The organism is Parerythrobacter lacustris (assembly GCF_024626475.1).
Classification (GTDB): Bacteria; Pseudomonadota; Alphaproteobacteria; order Sphingomonadales; family Sphingomonadaceae; genus Parerythrobacter_A; species Parerythrobacter_A lacustris.
The window spans coordinates 504,781-522,003 of the sequence record NZ_JANKHH010000001.1; the positions used below are offsets into that span (position 1 = coordinate 504,781).

Here is a 17,223-nt window from a genome sequence, read left to right on the forward strand (position 1 = left end):
ATGCGGCGTTCGGGCAGGATCTGGTGCCTTTCGGCCTCGCTCGCTCTGGCCCTGTCGGGCTGTGGCGGAGGCGGCGGAAGCAACCCGAGCCCGATCGGCGGAACCCCGGCGCCGTCACCGACCCCGCCGCCCAGCGGGCGATTGTTCGCCGACCCCGCGCTCGAATCGCTGACCACGGGGGATGTGCAGCGCATCATTGCACAAGCGGCGGGGGAGGCTCAGGCGCGGAACCTGCCATCGACCATCGCGGTGACCGACCGGGTGGGCAATGTGCTCGCGGTGTTCCGCATGAACGGCGCGCCGCAGACCACGCGGATCAGCACACGCCAGATCGGCGGGCTGGCGACCGCGGCCGAAACGGTCGGACTGCAAGGCACCGATGTTCCGGCATCCGCCGCCGCCATCGCCAAAGCTATAACCGGCGCCTATCTGTCGAGCGGCGGCAATGCCTTCTCCAGCCGCACCGCGAGCCAGATCGTGCAGGAGCATTTCCCGCCCGCGCCCAACACCGTCGGGCTGGAGAGCGGGCCGCTGTTCGGGGTGCAGTTCAGCCAGCTGCCCTGTTCCGACCTGTCGGAACGGTTCAATCCGGCGGGCGGCACCGGTGCGCTGATCGGTCCCAAGCGCTCGCCACTCGGCCTGTCGGCCGATCCGGGTGGTTTTCCGCTGTACAAGAACGGCGTTGTCGTCGGCGGAATCGGTGTCGTGGGTGATGGCGACTACGGCTTCGACCCGAATATCCTCGACATCGAGGTCAATGCCGAAGAGGCGATCGCGCTGGCCGGCATCCAGGGCTTCGCACCGCCACCGGAAATCCTCGCCGACCGCATCCCGGTCGATGGCACGACCCTGCGGTTCAGCGACATGACGGTGGCCGATCTCAGCCCGCTGCAAGCCAACTTCGGCGCGATCAACGGTTCGGCCGGCACGCTCATTCCGGTGACGGCGTACACCGACGGGACGATCCGCCCCGGTACCGCCTATGGCACCGAAGCCTCCGGTGTGCGGCGCACCACCGCCGCCGAGTTCGCCCTGCCCGATGCCTATGTGCTGACCAACGGGGCGGGCACCGGGCGCTATCCGATCCGCGGCGGGACCGACGCGGCCTTGGTCGGCCAGCCGCTGACCGCCGCCGAGGCACGCGCGATCCTCGAGGAAGCCTTCACCGTGCTGTCGCGCGCGCGGGCGCAAATCCGTCGGCCGCTCGACAGCCGGATGCAGGCGACCATCAGCTTGGTCGATTCGCAAGGCGCGATCCTCGGCATCGTGCGTTCGCCCGACGGGCCGATGTTCGGCACCGACGTGTCGTTGCAGAAGGCGCGCACGGCGACGTTCTTTTCCAATTCGGTCGCTGCCGCGCAGATGAGCGCCTTCGCGCCGAGCGCGCCCTATGTGCAGCGCGTGCGGACCTTCCTGGGCGATGCCAACGCGCTGACGGGGAACTTCGCCTTTGCCGACCGTTCGGGCGGGAACCTCGCGCGACCTTATTTCCCCGATGGGGAAGTGGCGCAATTGCCCGGGCCGCTTTCGGTCGAACAGTCTTCGAAATTCAGTCCCTTTGCGGTCGGGCTCCAGTCGGACCTGATCGAAGACAATGTCGTCCAACACGTCGTCCATATCGTCACCAACGGCGGTGCGGCGGACACCCCGCGCCGCTGCACCGGCATCCCGCAGAACAACCGGCTCGCCAACGGCATCCAGATTTTCCCCGGCTCGGTACCGATCTACCGCGGCAACACGCTGGTCGGCGGCATCGGCGTGTCGGGCGACGGGATCGATCAGGACGATATGGTCAGTTTCCTCGGGGCGCATAACGGAGGCCTGCGGGTCGGCGGTGTCGGTAACGCGCCCAACGCTATCCGGGCGGACCGGATCGTGGTCCAGCTCGGCAACAACCGGCAGGTTCGCCTGCGTTATGTCAGCTGCCCCTTCGCGCCGTTCCTCGACACGGCGCAGCAGAATGTGTGCGAGGGGCTGTAGATGCCGTCGCCGCTGATCCTGCCCCTGATCCTGCACGCGGCGGCCCCGCTGCCGCAGCCGGTGCCGGAGGTGGATCGGGCAGCTTCCCCGTTCGATGCCGCATTCGGCGATTTCGCCTTTGCGCCCGGAGTGGTGACCGCTGCGCGCGCGCAGGCCCGGCCGGTCAGTTTTGCGGAGGCGTTTGCGCCGTTCAGCCAGGTGCGGCCGGTGGTCGATGCGGGATATCTCGGCGCGCTGTCGCAGCCCGAGCCCGAGCGGCAGCGACCGGGCGGCGGCGAGCCGGAAGAAGAGGTCCAGGCCGAACCCGCTCAGCCCGCATTCGAGGTCGAGCCCTCCGCCCCGCCGCCGGTCGATACGCAGAACGAGCTGGAGGATCGGCGCCGCCCAGGCTTCAACAGCCGGTTGCCCGACCGGATCGACCAGACCAACGAAGGCGCGTTCCGCGCGCCTCCGCCCGAGGCCTTCATCGAGGCTGACGGCATTCCGATTCCCGATCGCTGGCGGTTGTTGCAAACGCTCTGTCCGCCCAAGGACCAGCGCAACAACCCCGATGCTTACGGCATTTTCACTTCGCTGAAGTACAATTGCACCGCGAAGACCGATCCCTACGGGCAGAATGTGCTCAAGGGCGACCGCCCGCTGCCGCCGGGCAAGCGGCCCGGGTTTCTCAAGGGCGACGACTGGTTCTTCATCGTCAATGCGATCAGCGATACGGTGTTCGAACCGCGCACCTTCCCGATCCCTGTCGGTGTCCAGACCACGCAGGACCCCGACCGGCTCGATGTGTTCGGCAACGATTTCAGCCCGGTGCTGTCGCAAAGCTTCATTTTCGGCGCGGCGCTGCTCAAGGGCAACACCGCCTACAAACCGCCGACCGTCGAATATCGTGTCACCTTCGCCTACAACCTCAACTACGTCGATGTGCCCGAACGGCGCGTGCTGTTCGTCGAGCCGTCCAAGCCATCGCACCGGTTCGACCAGTTCCTCGGGGTGCAGGAGGCCTTCGTCGACTATCACATCGGGCGCTACGACAACGACCGGTACGACTTTATTTCGGTGCGCGCGGGCATCCAGCCGTTCCAGGCCGATTTCCGCGGCTTCCTGTTCAACGACAGCCAGCTCGGCATCCGGCTGTTCGGCAATCGCGACAACAACCGCTTCCAGTTCAACCTCGGCGCGTTCTGGCGGCTGGAGAAAGACACCAACAGCGGGCTCAACAATGTAACCCGCATGCCGCGCGACGATTTCCTGTTCATCGCCAACGCCTATCGCCAGGATTTCCTGATTCCCGCGCTGACCAGCCAGGTGACGCTCGCCTACAACCGCAACCGCGAGGCGGACGATATCGAGATCGACGACAACGGCTTCCCGGTCCGCCCGGCGCTGCTCGGCAGCCTGCGCGGGCGCGAATACGATGTGTTCTATCTCGGCTACAACGCCGACGGCCGGCTCGGCCGGATCAACGTCACCGCCAGCGCCTATGCCGCGCTGGGAGAGGACCGCAACAGCTTCTTCACCGATCGCCCGGCGGATATCGAGGCGTTCTTTGCCGCTGCCGAGCTGAGCTACGACAAGGACTGGATGCGATTCCGCCTGTCGGGCCTCTATCAGAGCGGTGACAGCGACCCGTATGACGACAAGGAAACCGGGTTCGACGCGGTGTTCGAGAACCCGGTCTTCGCCGGGGCGGATACGTCCTACTGGATCCGCCAGACGATCCCCTTCGCGGGCGGCGGGCGGGTGATCAGCGTCAACGGGCGCAACGGCATCCTCAACACGCTGCGCAGTTCCAAGGAACAGGGGCAGTCGAACTTCAACAACCCCGGCCTGATCCTGCTCGGCGCCGGGGCCGATTTCGATCTCACCCCCGAATTCCGCATCTCGGCCAATGCCAATCACCTGTGGTTCGAGAACACCGCGACGATGGAGGCACTGCGCAACGAGGGCACGATCCCGAAGGATATCGGCTGGGACCTGTCCGCCGCCGCGATCTGGCGCCCGCATGCGAACCAGAACATCGTATTCCGCCTCTCGGCCGCCACGCTCCTTTCGGGTGACGGCTTCCGCGACCTGTTCGACAACCTGGGCAACGACGACAAGTTCTACTCGGTGCTCGCCAATGTGATCCTGACCTACTGATGCCCTTCCTGCGCCAAATGCTCTTCTGGATCGCCGCCGCCACGCTGGCCGGGGCGATGATCTTCGCCACCCAGGGCGAGGCCGCCGAAAAGGTGCGCAAGGTCGAGCGCGACTACAGCAAGATCTGGAAAGAACCCGCCCCGGTCCAGCAGCCGGGCAAGACCGAAGGCGAGCAACTGGCGGCGGTCGCGCGCAAATCCGACGGCTGCCTCAGCTGCCACGAAGGCAGCGATGTCCCGTCGATGCACGAAACCCCGGCGGTGCAGCTCGGCTGTGTCGATTGCCACGGCGGCGATGCGTCGGTCACCGGCAATCCCAAGCTGCCTTATGACAGCGACCACAACTTCAAGCAGATGGAACTGGCGCACGTCCTTCCCGAATATCCGGACGACTGGCACGGCACTTCGGCCAACCCCAAGCGTAGCTACACCCTGCTCAACCGCGAAGCGCCCGAATTCATCCGGTTCGTGAACCCGAGCGACTACCGCGTGGTGCGCGAGGCCTGCGGGGCCTGCCACATGCCGATCATCGAAGCGGGCGAACGTTCGATCATGGCGACCGGGGCGATGCTGTGGGGCGGTGCGGCTTACAACAACGGAATTCTGCCGTTCAAGAACTACATCGTGGGCGAAGCTTTCACGAGGGATGGGCAGCCGGCCAGGCTGCTCTCGCCCGGTGCCCCCCCGGGAACCCTGACCGAGAACCAGAAGGCGCGCGGCGCTCTGGAAGCGCTCTATCCGCTGCCGACCTGGCAGGTGGTTCCACCGGGCGACGTGTTCCGCGTGTTCGAGCGGGGCGGGCGGACGATCAACCCGGCCTTCCCCGAAATCGGCCTGCCCAACCCGACCGGCAGCATCCAGCGGCTGGAGGAACCGGGGCGGCCCGATCTCAAGCAGTCGAACCGCGGCATGGGCACCGGACTGCGCGTCGCGATCCCGGTGCTCAACATCCACAAGACCCGGCTCAACGATCCCTTCATGTGGTACATGGGCACCAACGACCAGCCGGGCGATTATCGCCATTCGGGCTGCGCCGCGTGCCACGTGGTCTATGCCAACGACCGCGAACCGCGCCACTCGCTGACCTATGCCCAATACGGGCGCGACGGCCAGTCGATCACGCAGGACCCGACGATCTGCAACAAGACCGAACCCAAGCATGATGATGGTGGTCATGGCGAGAAGGCCGGCCACGGCGATGCCGATCATGGCGGCAGCGATCACGCGACGGAGCCATCCGGCCACGGCGCGCTGAGGCAACCTGCGGGGGGCAAGTGCGCCTCGCCCGAAGCGATCGCCGAGGCGGCAGAGAAGGCCGACGACGATCCGGCGGGCAAGATTGCGCACCAGCGCGAAAAGGGCCATCCGCTCAAGCACGTGTTCACCCGGTCGATCCCGACCGCGCAGTGCATGAACTGCCACATGCACCAGCCGAACATCTTCCTCAATTCCTACCTCGGCTACACCATGTGGGACTACGAATCCGACGCGCCCTTCATGTGGCCGAAGGAACAGAAATACCCCACAGCGGAGGAAGTGCGCGCGGTGACCGACCGCAATCCCGAAGGCGCAAGCCCCAAGGGCAATTGGGCGGACATCGATTTCCTGCGCAATGTCTATGACCTCAATCCGCAGCTGAAACACACCCAGTTCGCCGATTATCACGGCCACGGGTGGAACTTCCGCGCGATCTTCAAGCGCGATCGTGAGGGCAATCTGCTCGACAAGGATGACAACATCATCCCCCACGACGATCCGGAGAAATGGCGCAAGGAAGGCGAAGGCAAGTTCGTCGACGTGAAGACCAATCCGGGCAAGACGGTCCACATGATGGACATCCATGCCGAGAAGGGGATGCAATGCGCCGACTGCCACTTCGCGCAGGACAGCCACGGCAACGGGATGATATATGGCGAGGTCGCCAACGCGATCGAGATCGGGTGCAAGGACTGCCACGGCACGGCGGACGCCTATCCGACGCTGCGCACCAGCGGCCCGGCAGCTCCTCCCAAGGGGCACGATCTCTCGCTGTTGCGCAATCCGGACGGACAGCGGCGGTTCGAATGGGTGTGGGATGACAACGGCCAGCGTGCGCTGGTGCAGCGCTCGATCATCGATCCGAAGCTGAGCTGGACGGTCAGCCTGACCAAGGACAGCGCCGATCCCGACAGTCCCTATTTCAACGCCAAGTCCGCCCGCGCCAAGCTGGTCAGCGCAGACAGCGCAGGGGCCGAGGTGATGGAGTTCGGGCCCGATGTCCCGACCGACAAGCGCGCCCACCGCGACGAGAATATGGCGTGTTTCACCTGCCACCTGTCATGGACGACATCGTGCGGCGGCTGCCACCTGCCGATCGAGGCCAACTGGAAGACCAAGGACCACCATTACGAGAACGGTTCCACCCGCAATTTCGCGACCTACAACCCGCAGGTCGCGCGCGACGAGATGTTCCAGCTCGGCAAGCACCAGACGACCAAGGGCAACCAGATCGCGCCGGTCCGCTCGACCTCGGCGCTGGTGCTGAGCTCGACCAACATCAATCGCGAGCGGATCTATGTCCAGCAGCCGCCGATCTCATCGAGCGGCTACAGCTCGCAGGCTTTCGCGCCACATTTCCCGCATACGGTGCGCAAGACCGAGACCAAGAAATGCTCGGACTGCCATATCTCCGATCAGGGCGACAACAATGCGATCATGGCGCAGACGCTGCTGCTCGGGACCAATTTCGTCAATTTCGTCGGGCTCAACGCGTGGACCGGCGAGGAACGCGGGTTCGAAGCGATCCGGGTGACTGAGTGGGACGAACCGCAAGCGGTGCTCGGCTCCTACCTGCACAAATACGCCTATCCCGATTACTACAACCAGTTTGTCGATGAAAACGACCGCGAGCTGAAGAACTGGGTGCGCGGCAAGACGTTCGACGAGAGCCTCTCGGGCGAAACCCAGGCCTTCGAGGAGTTCGCCAATGTCCACGAGGGGACGAGCGACCGGGTCGGTTGCCTGCAACTGCGCGGCGAATACATGTTCGTGGCCGAGGGCAAGGGCGGCTTCCGGGTCTACGATGTCGCCTCGATCGCCAACAAGGGCGTGAGCGAACGGATCATCACCGCGCCGTTCAGCTCGATGGGGCATGACACCCACGTGAAGAGCGCCAATGCAACCTGCATGGCGCTCGCCACCAACCAGCCGATCAACCCGCTGCGCAACACCAAGGCGATGCAGGAAGCCAACCAGGAGCAGCCCTTCCTGCCGATCTACAACTACGCGGTGATCAGCGATAGCGAGGAGGGCATGATCCTCGTCAACGTCAACACCATGGCCGACGGCGAATTCCGCAACAACAAGCTGGAGCGGTTCGAATTCGCAAATGGCCAGACGGCGTGGAACGAGAACGGTGTGCTGACCGGGGCTCGCCATGTGCAGCTGGCCGGCGAAGTGGCCTATTTCTCCACCGACCGCGGTCTGGTGATGGTCGACCTCAAGGATCCGGCCAATCCGGTGGCCAAGCTGGTCGATCTGCCCGGGGCGAAGTCTTCGGCGATCCAGTTCCGCTATCTGTGGGTGGCCGATGGCAGCGGCCTCAAGCTGTTCGATGTCACCGACCTGCGCAACCCCGTGCCGGTGCCGCGGGGGAACATCGCCATCCCGGGCGCGCAGCGGCTCTACCTCGCGCGGACCTATGCCTATGTCGCCGCGAAATCGAACGGGCTGGTGATCGTTGACATGACCCGGCCCGAAGCCCCTGCGATCTATCGCAAGGTCCAGCCCGACGGGCAGCCCTACGACAGCACGCTCGGCGGCAGGTTGATCGATACCGAGGACGTGATCGTCGCCTCGACCAATGCGTCGCAGTTCGCCTATGTTGCGGACGGGCGCGGCGGGATGAAGGTGCTGCAACTGACCAGCCCGGACAGCCAGCCCAATTTCTACGGCTTCAGCCCGGCGCCGATGCCAGAGCTCATCGCCTGGGCGCGCACCAAGTCGCCCGCGATCGCGATGAGCAAGGGCCTCGACCGTGACCGTGCGGTGGACGAGACCGGCGGCCAGATGGCAGTGTTCGGCCGGCTGGGTTCACGCCCGTTCAACCGCGAGGAAATGGAAAAGCTGTTCAAGCGCGGCGAGGCGTGGACCGTCTCCGACGAGGTCGACATGCGCGGCTGGGTGGGCAAGGGCGGCAAATACCTGCGCGCCGATGCGAAGGGTTCGGTGGAGTATTGACCCCAGGCTGCGGTGCAGTTTCCGCTGTCCTGCAGCGGTGCGCGCGGGGAAAGGCAATAAAGCGCGCAGGAGGTCCACCGCGCCAGGGTTTTTTTGCCGCCCCCCGCAGGGGGGGGCGCCCGGACCCGATCACAGAACGGTGGCGCTATTTGGTCGCGCAGTCAGTATCTTAGAGATTGCGCGGCTGTCTGAGCGGGTGCCAACTTCGTCAAGCGGTCGGCAACTTCACTGCCGTTCGCGGAACATGTCCTTCATCATCGGCTTGAGGTGTTCGCCGTAGAACGCCAGCACATCCCAGTTGTTGGTCTTCTCGTAGTGGCTGACCAGCGATTGCCCGTCCCACCTATGCAGCGCGTAGGTCGCCGGTTCGGTGGTGATAAGGTCGCGGTTGTCGGCGCGGTTGGGGTCGACCGGGCGCAGGTCGAGCGAGACCAGCGGCGCGACCGACGGCGTAACCCCCAGCGGCACGCCGTGGAACGTCGTCATGATCGGGCGGTGCAAATGGCCGCAGTGGATCGCCAGGATCTGGTCATGCCCGGCAATCGCCTCGGCGAAGTTGGCGATCCACTCCTCGTCCGGCGCGGGGTCCATCCAGTCGACCCCGGATACGACCGGCGGATGGTGCATGAAGATCAGAGTCGGCATGCCCGCGTTCGCCTCGAGCTGGCTGCGCAGCCAGTCGCGCCGCGCGTGGCAGAACGCCCCGCCGTGCCGCCCTACCTCCAGCGTATCGAGCATGATGAGCAGCAGCCCGTCCTGCTGATGGGTGTAATGGATGAATCCGCCCTCGGTCGGGGTGTCGGGGAAAGCATGGAGCAGGCCTTCGCGGCTGTCGTGATTGCCGACCATCGGCAGGATCGGACAGGTCACCCGTTCGAGCAGCGCTGCGGTCTTCTCGAAGCTGTCCAGATCGCCATGGTCGGTCAGGTCGCCTGACAGCACCAGCAGGTCGATCGGGTTCGGCTGGGCAAGCAGGCGGTCGAGCGTCTTGCGAAAGCGGATGCGGTTGAGTTCCTCCGGCTTCGCATCCGGATCGAAACCGATATGGATATCGGTCATCTGCGCTACCAGCATCGAGCCCCCTGCCGCCGCGCTAACCGGTTTTCCGGGTGATCATCGCGACCTGCTTGTCCCTAGCATCCTTCCGGCGTTCGGGAACCCCCCCGGGTTTGGGGTGGTAGGAATGGCACATGGCGCAGCTCGAAGGAACCGGGGCCTGTCGCGCCTTTTCGCCCAGATGGCAGTCGCGGCATTCGGCGATCTTGGGCATCAGCAGGTCTTCGGACGTTTTCGACACATCCGCCGCGTGGCAGCTGATGCAGGTTTCCTCGCCCTGCCGCTGGCCGCCCTCGATCTTCTCGAACGCGGCATCGCCATGCGATTTGTGGTCGAACCAACTATGCTTGAGGAAACTCTGGTTGAGATAGACCGGAACCACATCGGCACGCCCGCCCCGCGTGGTCGGGATATGGCATTCGCCGCACACGCCCTTGGGGCTCAGCGCCTGGTTGATGCCGATATAGTTGCGCGAAGGGCGGCCGAAGTCCTGGTAGAAGCGCTGTCCCTGCGCATAGTCGCCCGGTCGCTGCCTGCCGGTGGTGATCGGGCGGCGCGGTGCGCGGTCCATCGCGGCGAGATCGGCGCGCATCTGGTCGACGTCGCCATGGCGCAGGGTGCGGAAAGTGTCGCCGACCTTGTCGTAGACCAGGCTGTGGCAGGCCTCGCAGGCTTCCTCCATCTCGACCGGCTTGAAGCCATAACGGTCGGCGGTGGGCTCGTGGCAATCCTTGCATTCGAGCGCCGGGCCATAGTCGCGCTTCGAGCCGATATTGCCCGCCATCCGCGCCACCCCGCCGGTCTTGCGCAGGTGCAGTTCGTGCGGGAATTTGAGCCCGTTCTGTTCGACGATCGGCTTGTCGAGCGAAAGCCGCGTCGTCTTCTTGCTGCCGAGCTCGCCATAGAAGACCGCGCTCAGCTGCGGGTGCGCGGTGCCGAAATCGGCCGCGTTGGCCAGTTGCGTATCCTTCAGGCGGGTGTCCATCCCGTCATGGCATTCGGCGCAGAATTTCTGCGGCGTCGGTTCCATCCGCCCCGCGCCCTCGTGCTCGGTGTGGCAGGTGGTGCAATTTCCGGGTCCTTCCTTGCCGAAAGTCTCGGCCACCGCCCACAGAAACTGGTCACCGCGCGACATCGGGCCGCGGCTGGTCAGCTGGCGATCGATCTTGGCGTGGTCGTCGATCTTCTCGTGGCAGGTGAGGCAGGTCTCGTCGCGTACCGAGACGAAGGCATCGACGTGGCACGCCTCGCAATTATCCTCCAGCCCGTGGTGCTTGACGCTGAGGTCGCCGGTGCTCCAGCTTGCGTCCATGATCGTCTGGCCGGGCTTCTTGTAGTCGGGTTCGACCCGTTCGCGGGTCAGGTTGGTGTAGATCGGCACCGCGAGGAAGGCGAGGAGCACCGCGATCAGACCGGCCCACGCCATCGCGCGCTTGCTCGGCAGCGCGGAGGCGAGTTCGAAGCCCTTGGCCGCATCGGTTGCGGGCTTGTCTTCCTTCTGGGTGATGACGATGGTCACCGGCCCGTCGCCGTCCTGCGTCACGGCGAGCCGGTAGCTGGCAAAGCCGAGCTCGACCCCTTCCTGCGGCTTGAAGGTCGCCGAGGTCGTGGTCCGCCCGTCGACCGTGAAGCCGAGCGTCCCGACCGCCTCTGCCGTGAGCTGCCCGCCGGTCGCCGGATCGATCCGGGCATGTTGCTGCTCAACCGCGAGGTCGGGCAGGTGGATGTCGTTCTCCGCCGCGCGGCCGATGGTCAGGCTGTCCTGCGCCAGTTCGCGGTCGCGCACGATCTCGCGCCCGGTTGCGGTGAAGTCGATGGTGCGGATCAGGAACGCCATGGCCCGCCTCTCACCAGTAATAGAACACGCTGACGACATGCGCGGTGAGCGCGGCGATCAGCAGTATGGTTGCGGGGATGTGGATGAACAGCCAGACCTCCAGCAGCGCCTTGTAGCGCATGTGGCGGCGGATCTGGTCGAGCTGTGCCTGCCGCCGCGCGAGCAGCGAGCGGACCTTGTCCGCCGCTTCGTCGCCGCCGGTGCCGTCGAAGGCGCGCAAGGCCTTGCGGGTGGCGCAGCGGGGGTATTTGCCGGTCAGGCGGGCGAGGAATCCGGCCTTGAACACATCCTGGTCGAGCGCGGCGATGACGACATCGGCCAGATGCCGGTCGAGCGGCTGCGCGGCCGTTTCGAGCTGGCGGTCGAGCGCGTCGAGCCCGTCGACCATCTGCTCGCGCGTCATCTCGCGCCGGTTGTTCGACAGCGAGCGGGGCAGCACCGAATAGACCACGATCCCGTAGATGCCCGACAATATCACCAGCATCATCAGCGCCCAGGCCAGCGTGTGCACGTTCCAGCCGAGCTGGAAGCCGGTGTGCCAGGTGCCGATCACGATCAGCGCCAGCCCGAGATAGACATGCGCGCTGGTCCAGCCCTTGAGGCTGAAATACTTCTCGCTCATCTTGCGCTTGCGCACGCCGAGCAGCGAGAGCCACAGGATCAGCAGCAGCCCGATGGTGCCGAGCGTATAGCCGTACCAGGTGCCGCCGTTGTGGCGCGGTTCGACATCGACCAGGAAATAGCTGACTACCACCGTCAGCATCAGCACCGTCGCGATCTTGAGCCAGCGGAAACCCCGGTGCGCGAGGAAGCTCTCGTGGTCGGTGTCGCGGCGGCGATCGTGGAACGCGAAGTTGGCTTTGGGCAGGCTGGCCATCAGTCGGCGTCCTCCTGCACGAGCTTGGTGAAGGTGAGGAATTTCTCCGGCGCGACGCGGATCGCGGCACCCGTGGGGCAGGCGCGTACACAAGCCGGCCCGCCTTCGATGCCCGAACACATATCGCATTTGATCGCCAGCTTGGCCTGCTCGACGCCCGCCTCCTCGGCCTTCTTCTTGCGCCATTTGTAGGGCGCTTCACCCGGCCCGGGGCCGCGCCCGAACAGCAGCCAGCTGAGCAGCGAGGGCTTGGGCGGGGGCTTCGCATCGAGCCGGATCACCCCATAGGGGCAGTTGCGCTGGCAGTTGCCGCAGCCGATGCATTTCTCGTCGATGAAGACCTCGCCGTCGGCCCCGCGCTTGATCGCGTTGGGCGGACAGTCGGCCATGCAGTGCGGGTGCTCGCAGTGGCGGCAGGAGGTCGGCACGTGGAGGTGGGCGTAGGTCGTCCCGGCTTCGCGATCGAGTCGGCTCAGCCCCTCGTGGCTGTCGGCGCAGGCCTTCTCGCAATTGTCGCAGCCGACGCACAGCGTCTCGTCGATCAGCAGCACGTCGGTCGCTTCGCCGATGCCGTTGTCGATCAGGAACTGCGCGGTCTTGGAATAGAGGTCCACCGCGCCGCCGAAGCTGTGCTTCTGGCTTTCGATGAAGCTGTTGACCTCGCGCCGCGATTTCATGTCGCGCCGCGCGCGTTCGAGCAGCTTGGGATGCTTGTCGAGCACCTGCTTGAACGCATCGCCGTTGATCTTGATCACTTCGGACTTGATCGCTGCCTTGACCGTGGCGGTGCGCTTGCCGCCGTCGAGCAGCGCCATTTCGCCGACATAGGACCCGGCGGGGAGGTAGGACAGGAACACCGGCTTGCCGCCGATATCCTTCTCGACGATCATCGAGCCGACGCGGACGACATAGATGTCGTTGCCCTCGTCGCCTTCCTTCAGGATTGCCTCCCCGGCCGGAACGCGGACGATTTCGGAGGTGTCCACCACCTCGCGGATATCGTCCGACTTGAGGCCCGAGCCGAACATCTGGAGAAGCTGGCGCTCGGTCGAGATGCGTTCGATTGCCTTCTTCGCCGTCGGCACCTGCGACTGCAGCTTGAGCGCGGCGAGGCGCGAAATCTCGACTACGATGGTGTCTTCCGCCGCACGGATCGTCGCGCCGCGGCGGCGGCCAGAGATTAGCCCGACTTCGCCGAAAATCGATCCGCATTCGATCGGGATGGTGATCGACGGGTCTTCCGGATTGACCTCGACCGCGACCGAGCCGCTGGCGATGCCGAACAGCGAGTTGCCCGGCGCGTTGCGCTCGAAGATCACCTCGCCCTTGCGGAAGAACTTTGCTTCGGATTCGAGCATGAACTCGCGCATCTGCAGCGGGTTCATGCCGTTGAGGATCGAGACGTTCGCGCGCAGGAATTCGAGCCAGTCCTCGGTGCTGCGGCCCGCCGGCAGGTCCTTGAACTTGGCGACCATGATCGGTTCGTCGGCCGGCTTCAGCTCGGTGTTGCCGTTGATGAACTCGATAACGTCGTAGCCCTGGTTCATGCAGTGCTTGATCAGCGGATAGCCCGCCAACGCACCGATCACGAAGATGCCCGGGGTGGTCGATTCGAACACCGGCGAGAGCTTTGGGAAGGCGTTGCGATCCTCGCTGGCGAATTCGATCCCGCATTCCTCGACGAACATGCGCGGCGGGGCGGAGCCGATGCGGGCGATGATCCGGTCGCAGGGGATGCGGATCTCGCCGTCGCGGGTGGTCAGGGTGATGAAGCCGGGTTCGATTTCCTTGGTTTCGCTCTCCAGCCGGATCATGAGCTTGCCGGAATCGTGATCGGCCTGAAGCGCCTTGACGTTGGCATCCTTGGCGGTGGGAAAATCGGTGCTGCGGTTGAGGATCGACACGGTGTTGCGCTGCGCCGGGTCTTCGGCGAGGCCGCGCGCATTTTCGATCCCAGCGTCACCGGTACCGACGATCACGATATGCTCGTCGACATACTCGGTCGGATCGTCGAGCTGGTACTGCACATGCGGCAGGTCCGCGCCGGGGCAGCGCATCCGGTTGGGATTACCCTGCGTGCCGATGGCGAGGACGACATTCTCGGCCATCACCTTCTCACCATTGGTCAGCTCGATCTCATAGGGCGGCTGGTGGCGCTGGATTTCCTTGGTCGTCTTGCTGCCGTCGCGCCCGCGCATCACGATGGTGTGGACGCTGCCGGGGATCGCGGGGCCGGTGCCCCTGATCGCCTTGGCTTCGGCATGGTATTTGACGTTGACCTTGTATCCGGCGGTCTGCTCGTCCCACTTGCCGAGGATCACCTCGCGCTTGCCCGCGTCGAAATCGCAGTCCGACCGCAGCACCAGATTGCTGGGCGTCGCCATGACGTGCTTGCCCTTCTGGTACTTGTAGATCGTGTCCGAGAGGTGGTCGGTCTTCTCGAGCAGCACGTGGCTCAGGCCGAGCGCAGCCGCCCGGGCAGCGGCGCTGAGGCCGGCCGGTCCCGATCCGATAATGGCTACGCGATACGTCTCCGGCATCAGTCCCCCCGAGGTGATCCCGCGACCCTATGTTCTGTTGTCGAATCATCATAGGCAATATGCGTCAAACCTCCAGAGGCAATTGCCGCAAACGCCCATGGTTGTTAGCAATCGGGAATGGAAGACCAGAAAACGGATTCGCCGCCCGCTGCCGATGCCAAGGAGAAAGGCGTTTCGCGCGGCGGTTTGGCGCTGCTCGGCGTCGGCGCTGCGCTCCTCGCGGGGGTGGTCGGCTGGAACGCGCTCAAGGACGGCGGGGAAGAGCCAGCGCCCGTCGTTGCCGCCGAGGGCGCACCTCTCACCCTCGAGCAGTTGCGCGAGCGCGCGGAGGCCGATCCGCTCAATTCGGAAGCATGGACCGAACTGGGTTTCGCTTTGTCGGACACCGGCGACTTCGCCGGTGCGGCGCGCGCCTATCGCCAGGCGATCGAGGGCGACAAGGACAATGCCGCGCTGTGGTCGGCGCTGGGCGAGATGCGCATCTATGCCGAGGAGAGCAATCCGATGCCGCCTGGCGCGCTGATGGCTTTCCAGAAGGCTTTCGAGCTCGACCCGACCGATTACCGCGCGCGCTATTTCCTCGCCGTGCAGAAAGACCTGACCGGCGATCACGAAGGGGCCATCGCCGATTGGCTCGCTCTGCTTGAGGATACCCCGGCGGGCGCGCCGTGGGACGAGAACCTCCAGCGCACGATCGAGCAAAGCGGCAAGAAGTACGGGATCGAGACCGCGAGCCGGATCGCCAAGGCCACTTCGGCAAGGCCCGAAGCGCCGCAGCTGACGGCCGGCAACGCCATTCCCGGCCCGAGCCAGCAGGACCTCGAAGGGGCGAGCGCCATCCCGCCGGGCGAACAGCGCGACATGGCGGTGGGCATGGTCGAAAGCCTCGAGGGCAAGCTGCGCGCCAATCCGAAGAACCCTGATGGCTGGGTGATGCTGATGCGCAGCCGGATGACGCTGGGCGAACCCGACAAGGCGCGCAAGGCGCTGGCCGATGCGGTGAAGGCAAATCCCGCCAATGCAGACCGTCTGAAGGACGAAGCGGCGGCACTGGGCGTGCCGGGGACCTGACGCCAGCTATCCCTTGGGCGGCGGTTCAGCCTTGGGTTCCAGCACGATCCTGATCTGCTGGAGCGAGAGGAACGCGGCCCAGAACGCCAATACGGCCAGCGCGCTCGATCCAAGGACGGTGAAGCCCGCGCCTTTCAGCCCCTGCCAGCCCATTGCGACGGGGAGCAGGGAAAAGGCCAGCACCATCGGGATCGCGCGGGCGAGGAACGCAGTCCCGGCCCGGTTGGCCGCCACCAGCAGCGATTCGAGGCTCGCCCCGACCAGTTCGATTGCGCCGGCAACCGCGAGGATCACCATGGTCCAGTAGACGACACCGAACTCCTTGCCGGCGATCGTCTCCAGCCCCCAGCGGCCGAACAGAACCGCGACGAGCACCGCGATCGCGCCGCCGATCAGCGACAGGTTCGCCATCCGGCGGGCGATTTCGACCGCATCGTCCTTGGCGTGCACCAGTTCGGGATAAATTGCCTTGGAAACGGTCTGCGCCAGTTGCACCAGCGCCTGTCCCAATTGCGACGCGACCCGGAAGCCGCCGGCAAATGCTTCCCCTCCGATTGCGCCGACCAGCAGGATCATCACCTGCTTGCCGCCGACATTGAGGCTGCCCATCGCGTTGGTCGAAAGGACGAAGCGCCACGCATCGGGATGGTGGCGGGGCAGGCGGGTCAGGCTGATCTGCGACAGGTCGACCTTGTCCTTACGCACGGCCGCCCACCACAGGGCGAGCGCCACGGCGACTTCGGCTGCCGCCCAGGCGATGATGAACCCGACCACGCTCGGCATGAAGATGACTGCGAGCACCGCCCCGATTGCGCGGACCACCGGCTGCACGGCCTCGGCGAAGGTCGCCTCGGCAAAGCGGAACCGCAGGCGCAGTAGCCCGGTGGGGGTCGACCGCATGGCGACCAGCGAGACGATGCAGAACCAGAAGGCGACCCACAGCAATTCATGCGGGAGCGGGAGCCAGAATTGCGCGCTATAGACCAGCCCGCCCGCGAGCAGCGCGCCGAGCACGGTCGACAAAGCGTCGAGCGCGATGGCGAAACCCGTCGCCTCGCCCGGACCCTCGCCATTCGCGCCCCAGCGGACCACGAACTGCCAGGTCTGGAAGTTCGCCAGCCCGGTCACCGTCTGGCCGAGCGCGACGATAAGCGCAAAATAGCCGAAACTCTCGATCCCGAGCGTGCGCGTGGCGAGCGCGAGATAGACCAGGCTGAGCAGAGCGTTGACCGCGCGGCCGCTCAGTAACCAGCCGATATTCTGCAACAGGCGCTTCATCGCACGCGCGCGCGGGGCAAGCCCGTCACGCCCTCCCGGAGGTTCGTTGCCACGGCAGGCTGGTGCGGACTTCAGCGTTGCGTTGGAAGATGATCGCCACGTTGCGCTTCCTAGAGCAGCTTGCGCCGGGTGCAAGCCTTGTCATGGGGATGTGCCGTAGGCAGGCTATTGGCGATGCGGACCAAATCCCGTCGCAATCGCTTTGGCTGCGCAGCGTAAGGCACGAGA

9 protein-coding genes are annotated in these 17,223 nt (G+C 65.4%); 4 read left to right on the forward strand and 5 right to left on the reverse strand.

The window, feature by feature from the left end:
* The 3 genes from NSO95_RS02560 to NSO95_RS02570 are packed head-to-tail and all read left to right on the forward strand — an operon-like array spanning nt 1 to nt 8,336.
* Nucleotides 1-1,980 carry a heme-binding protein gene (locus NSO95_RS02560; protein WP_257594574.1) on the forward strand — a complete coding sequence of 660 codons (1,980 nt, stop codon included), beginning with the start codon at nt 1-3 and terminating at the stop codon, nt 1,978-1,980.
* Nucleotides 1,981-4,119 carry a hypothetical protein gene (locus tag NSO95_RS02565; protein WP_257594575.1) on the forward strand — a complete coding sequence of 713 codons (2,139 nt, stop codon included), beginning with the start codon at nt 1,981-1,983 and terminating at the stop codon, nt 4,117-4,119. It abuts the gene before it with no gap.
* Nucleotides 4,120-4,136: 17 nt separating this feature from the next.
* Entirely contained in the window at nt 4,137-8,336 is a 4,200-nt protein-coding gene (locus tag NSO95_RS02570; protein ID WP_257594576.1) for a multiheme c-type cytochrome, read from the forward strand.
* A 225-nt stretch (nt 8,337-8,561) separates the two neighbouring features.
* Here the strand turns inward: NSO95_RS02570 and NSO95_RS02575 are convergent, their stop codons facing one another.
* The 4 genes from NSO95_RS02575 to NSO95_RS02590 are packed head-to-tail and all read right to left on the reverse strand — an operon-like array spanning nt 8,562 to nt 14,646.
* On the reverse strand, nt 8,562-9,410 hold the full coding sequence (locus NSO95_RS02575) for a metallophosphoesterase (protein ID WP_257594577.1): 849 nt from the start codon (nt 9,408-9,410) through the stop codon (nt 8,562-8,564).
* A 19-nt stretch (nt 9,411-9,429) separates the two neighbouring features.
* Entirely contained in the window at nt 9,430-11,229 is a 1,800-nt protein-coding gene (locus tag NSO95_RS02580) for a cytochrome c3 family protein (RefSeq protein ID WP_257594578.1), read from the reverse strand.
* Nucleotides 11,230-11,239: 10 nt separating this feature from the next.
* Entirely contained in the window at nt 11,240-12,106 is an 867-nt protein-coding gene (locus tag NSO95_RS02585; protein ID WP_257594579.1) for a hypothetical protein, read from the reverse strand.
* The gene (locus NSO95_RS02590; RefSeq protein ID WP_257594580.1) at nt 12,106-14,646 is read right to left on the reverse strand and encodes a cyclic nucleotide-binding domain-containing protein; all 2,541 of its coding nucleotides are present in this window, start codon (nt 14,644-14,646) and stop codon (nt 12,106-12,108) included. Before NSO95_RS02590 ends, NSO95_RS02585 begins: the two co-directional genes overlap by 1 nt.
* Nucleotides 14,647-14,763: 117 nt before the next feature.
* On the opposite strand from NSO95_RS02590, the gene NSO95_RS02595 reads away from it, so the two are divergent.
* A complete protein-coding gene (locus NSO95_RS02595; protein ID WP_257594581.1) occupies nt 14,764-15,717 on the forward strand; it encodes a tetratricopeptide repeat protein in 954 nt (317 codons plus the stop codon).
* A gap of 6 nt (nt 15,718-15,723) precedes the next feature.
* On the opposite strand, the gene NSO95_RS02600 is transcribed toward NSO95_RS02595, so the two are convergent.
* Complete coding sequence (locus NSO95_RS02600) at nt 15,724-16,995, reverse strand: lipopolysaccharide biosynthesis protein (protein ID WP_257594582.1); 1,272 nt, start codon at nt 16,993-16,995, stop codon at nt 15,724-15,726.
* Nucleotides 16,996-17,223 lie beyond the last annotated feature (228 nt).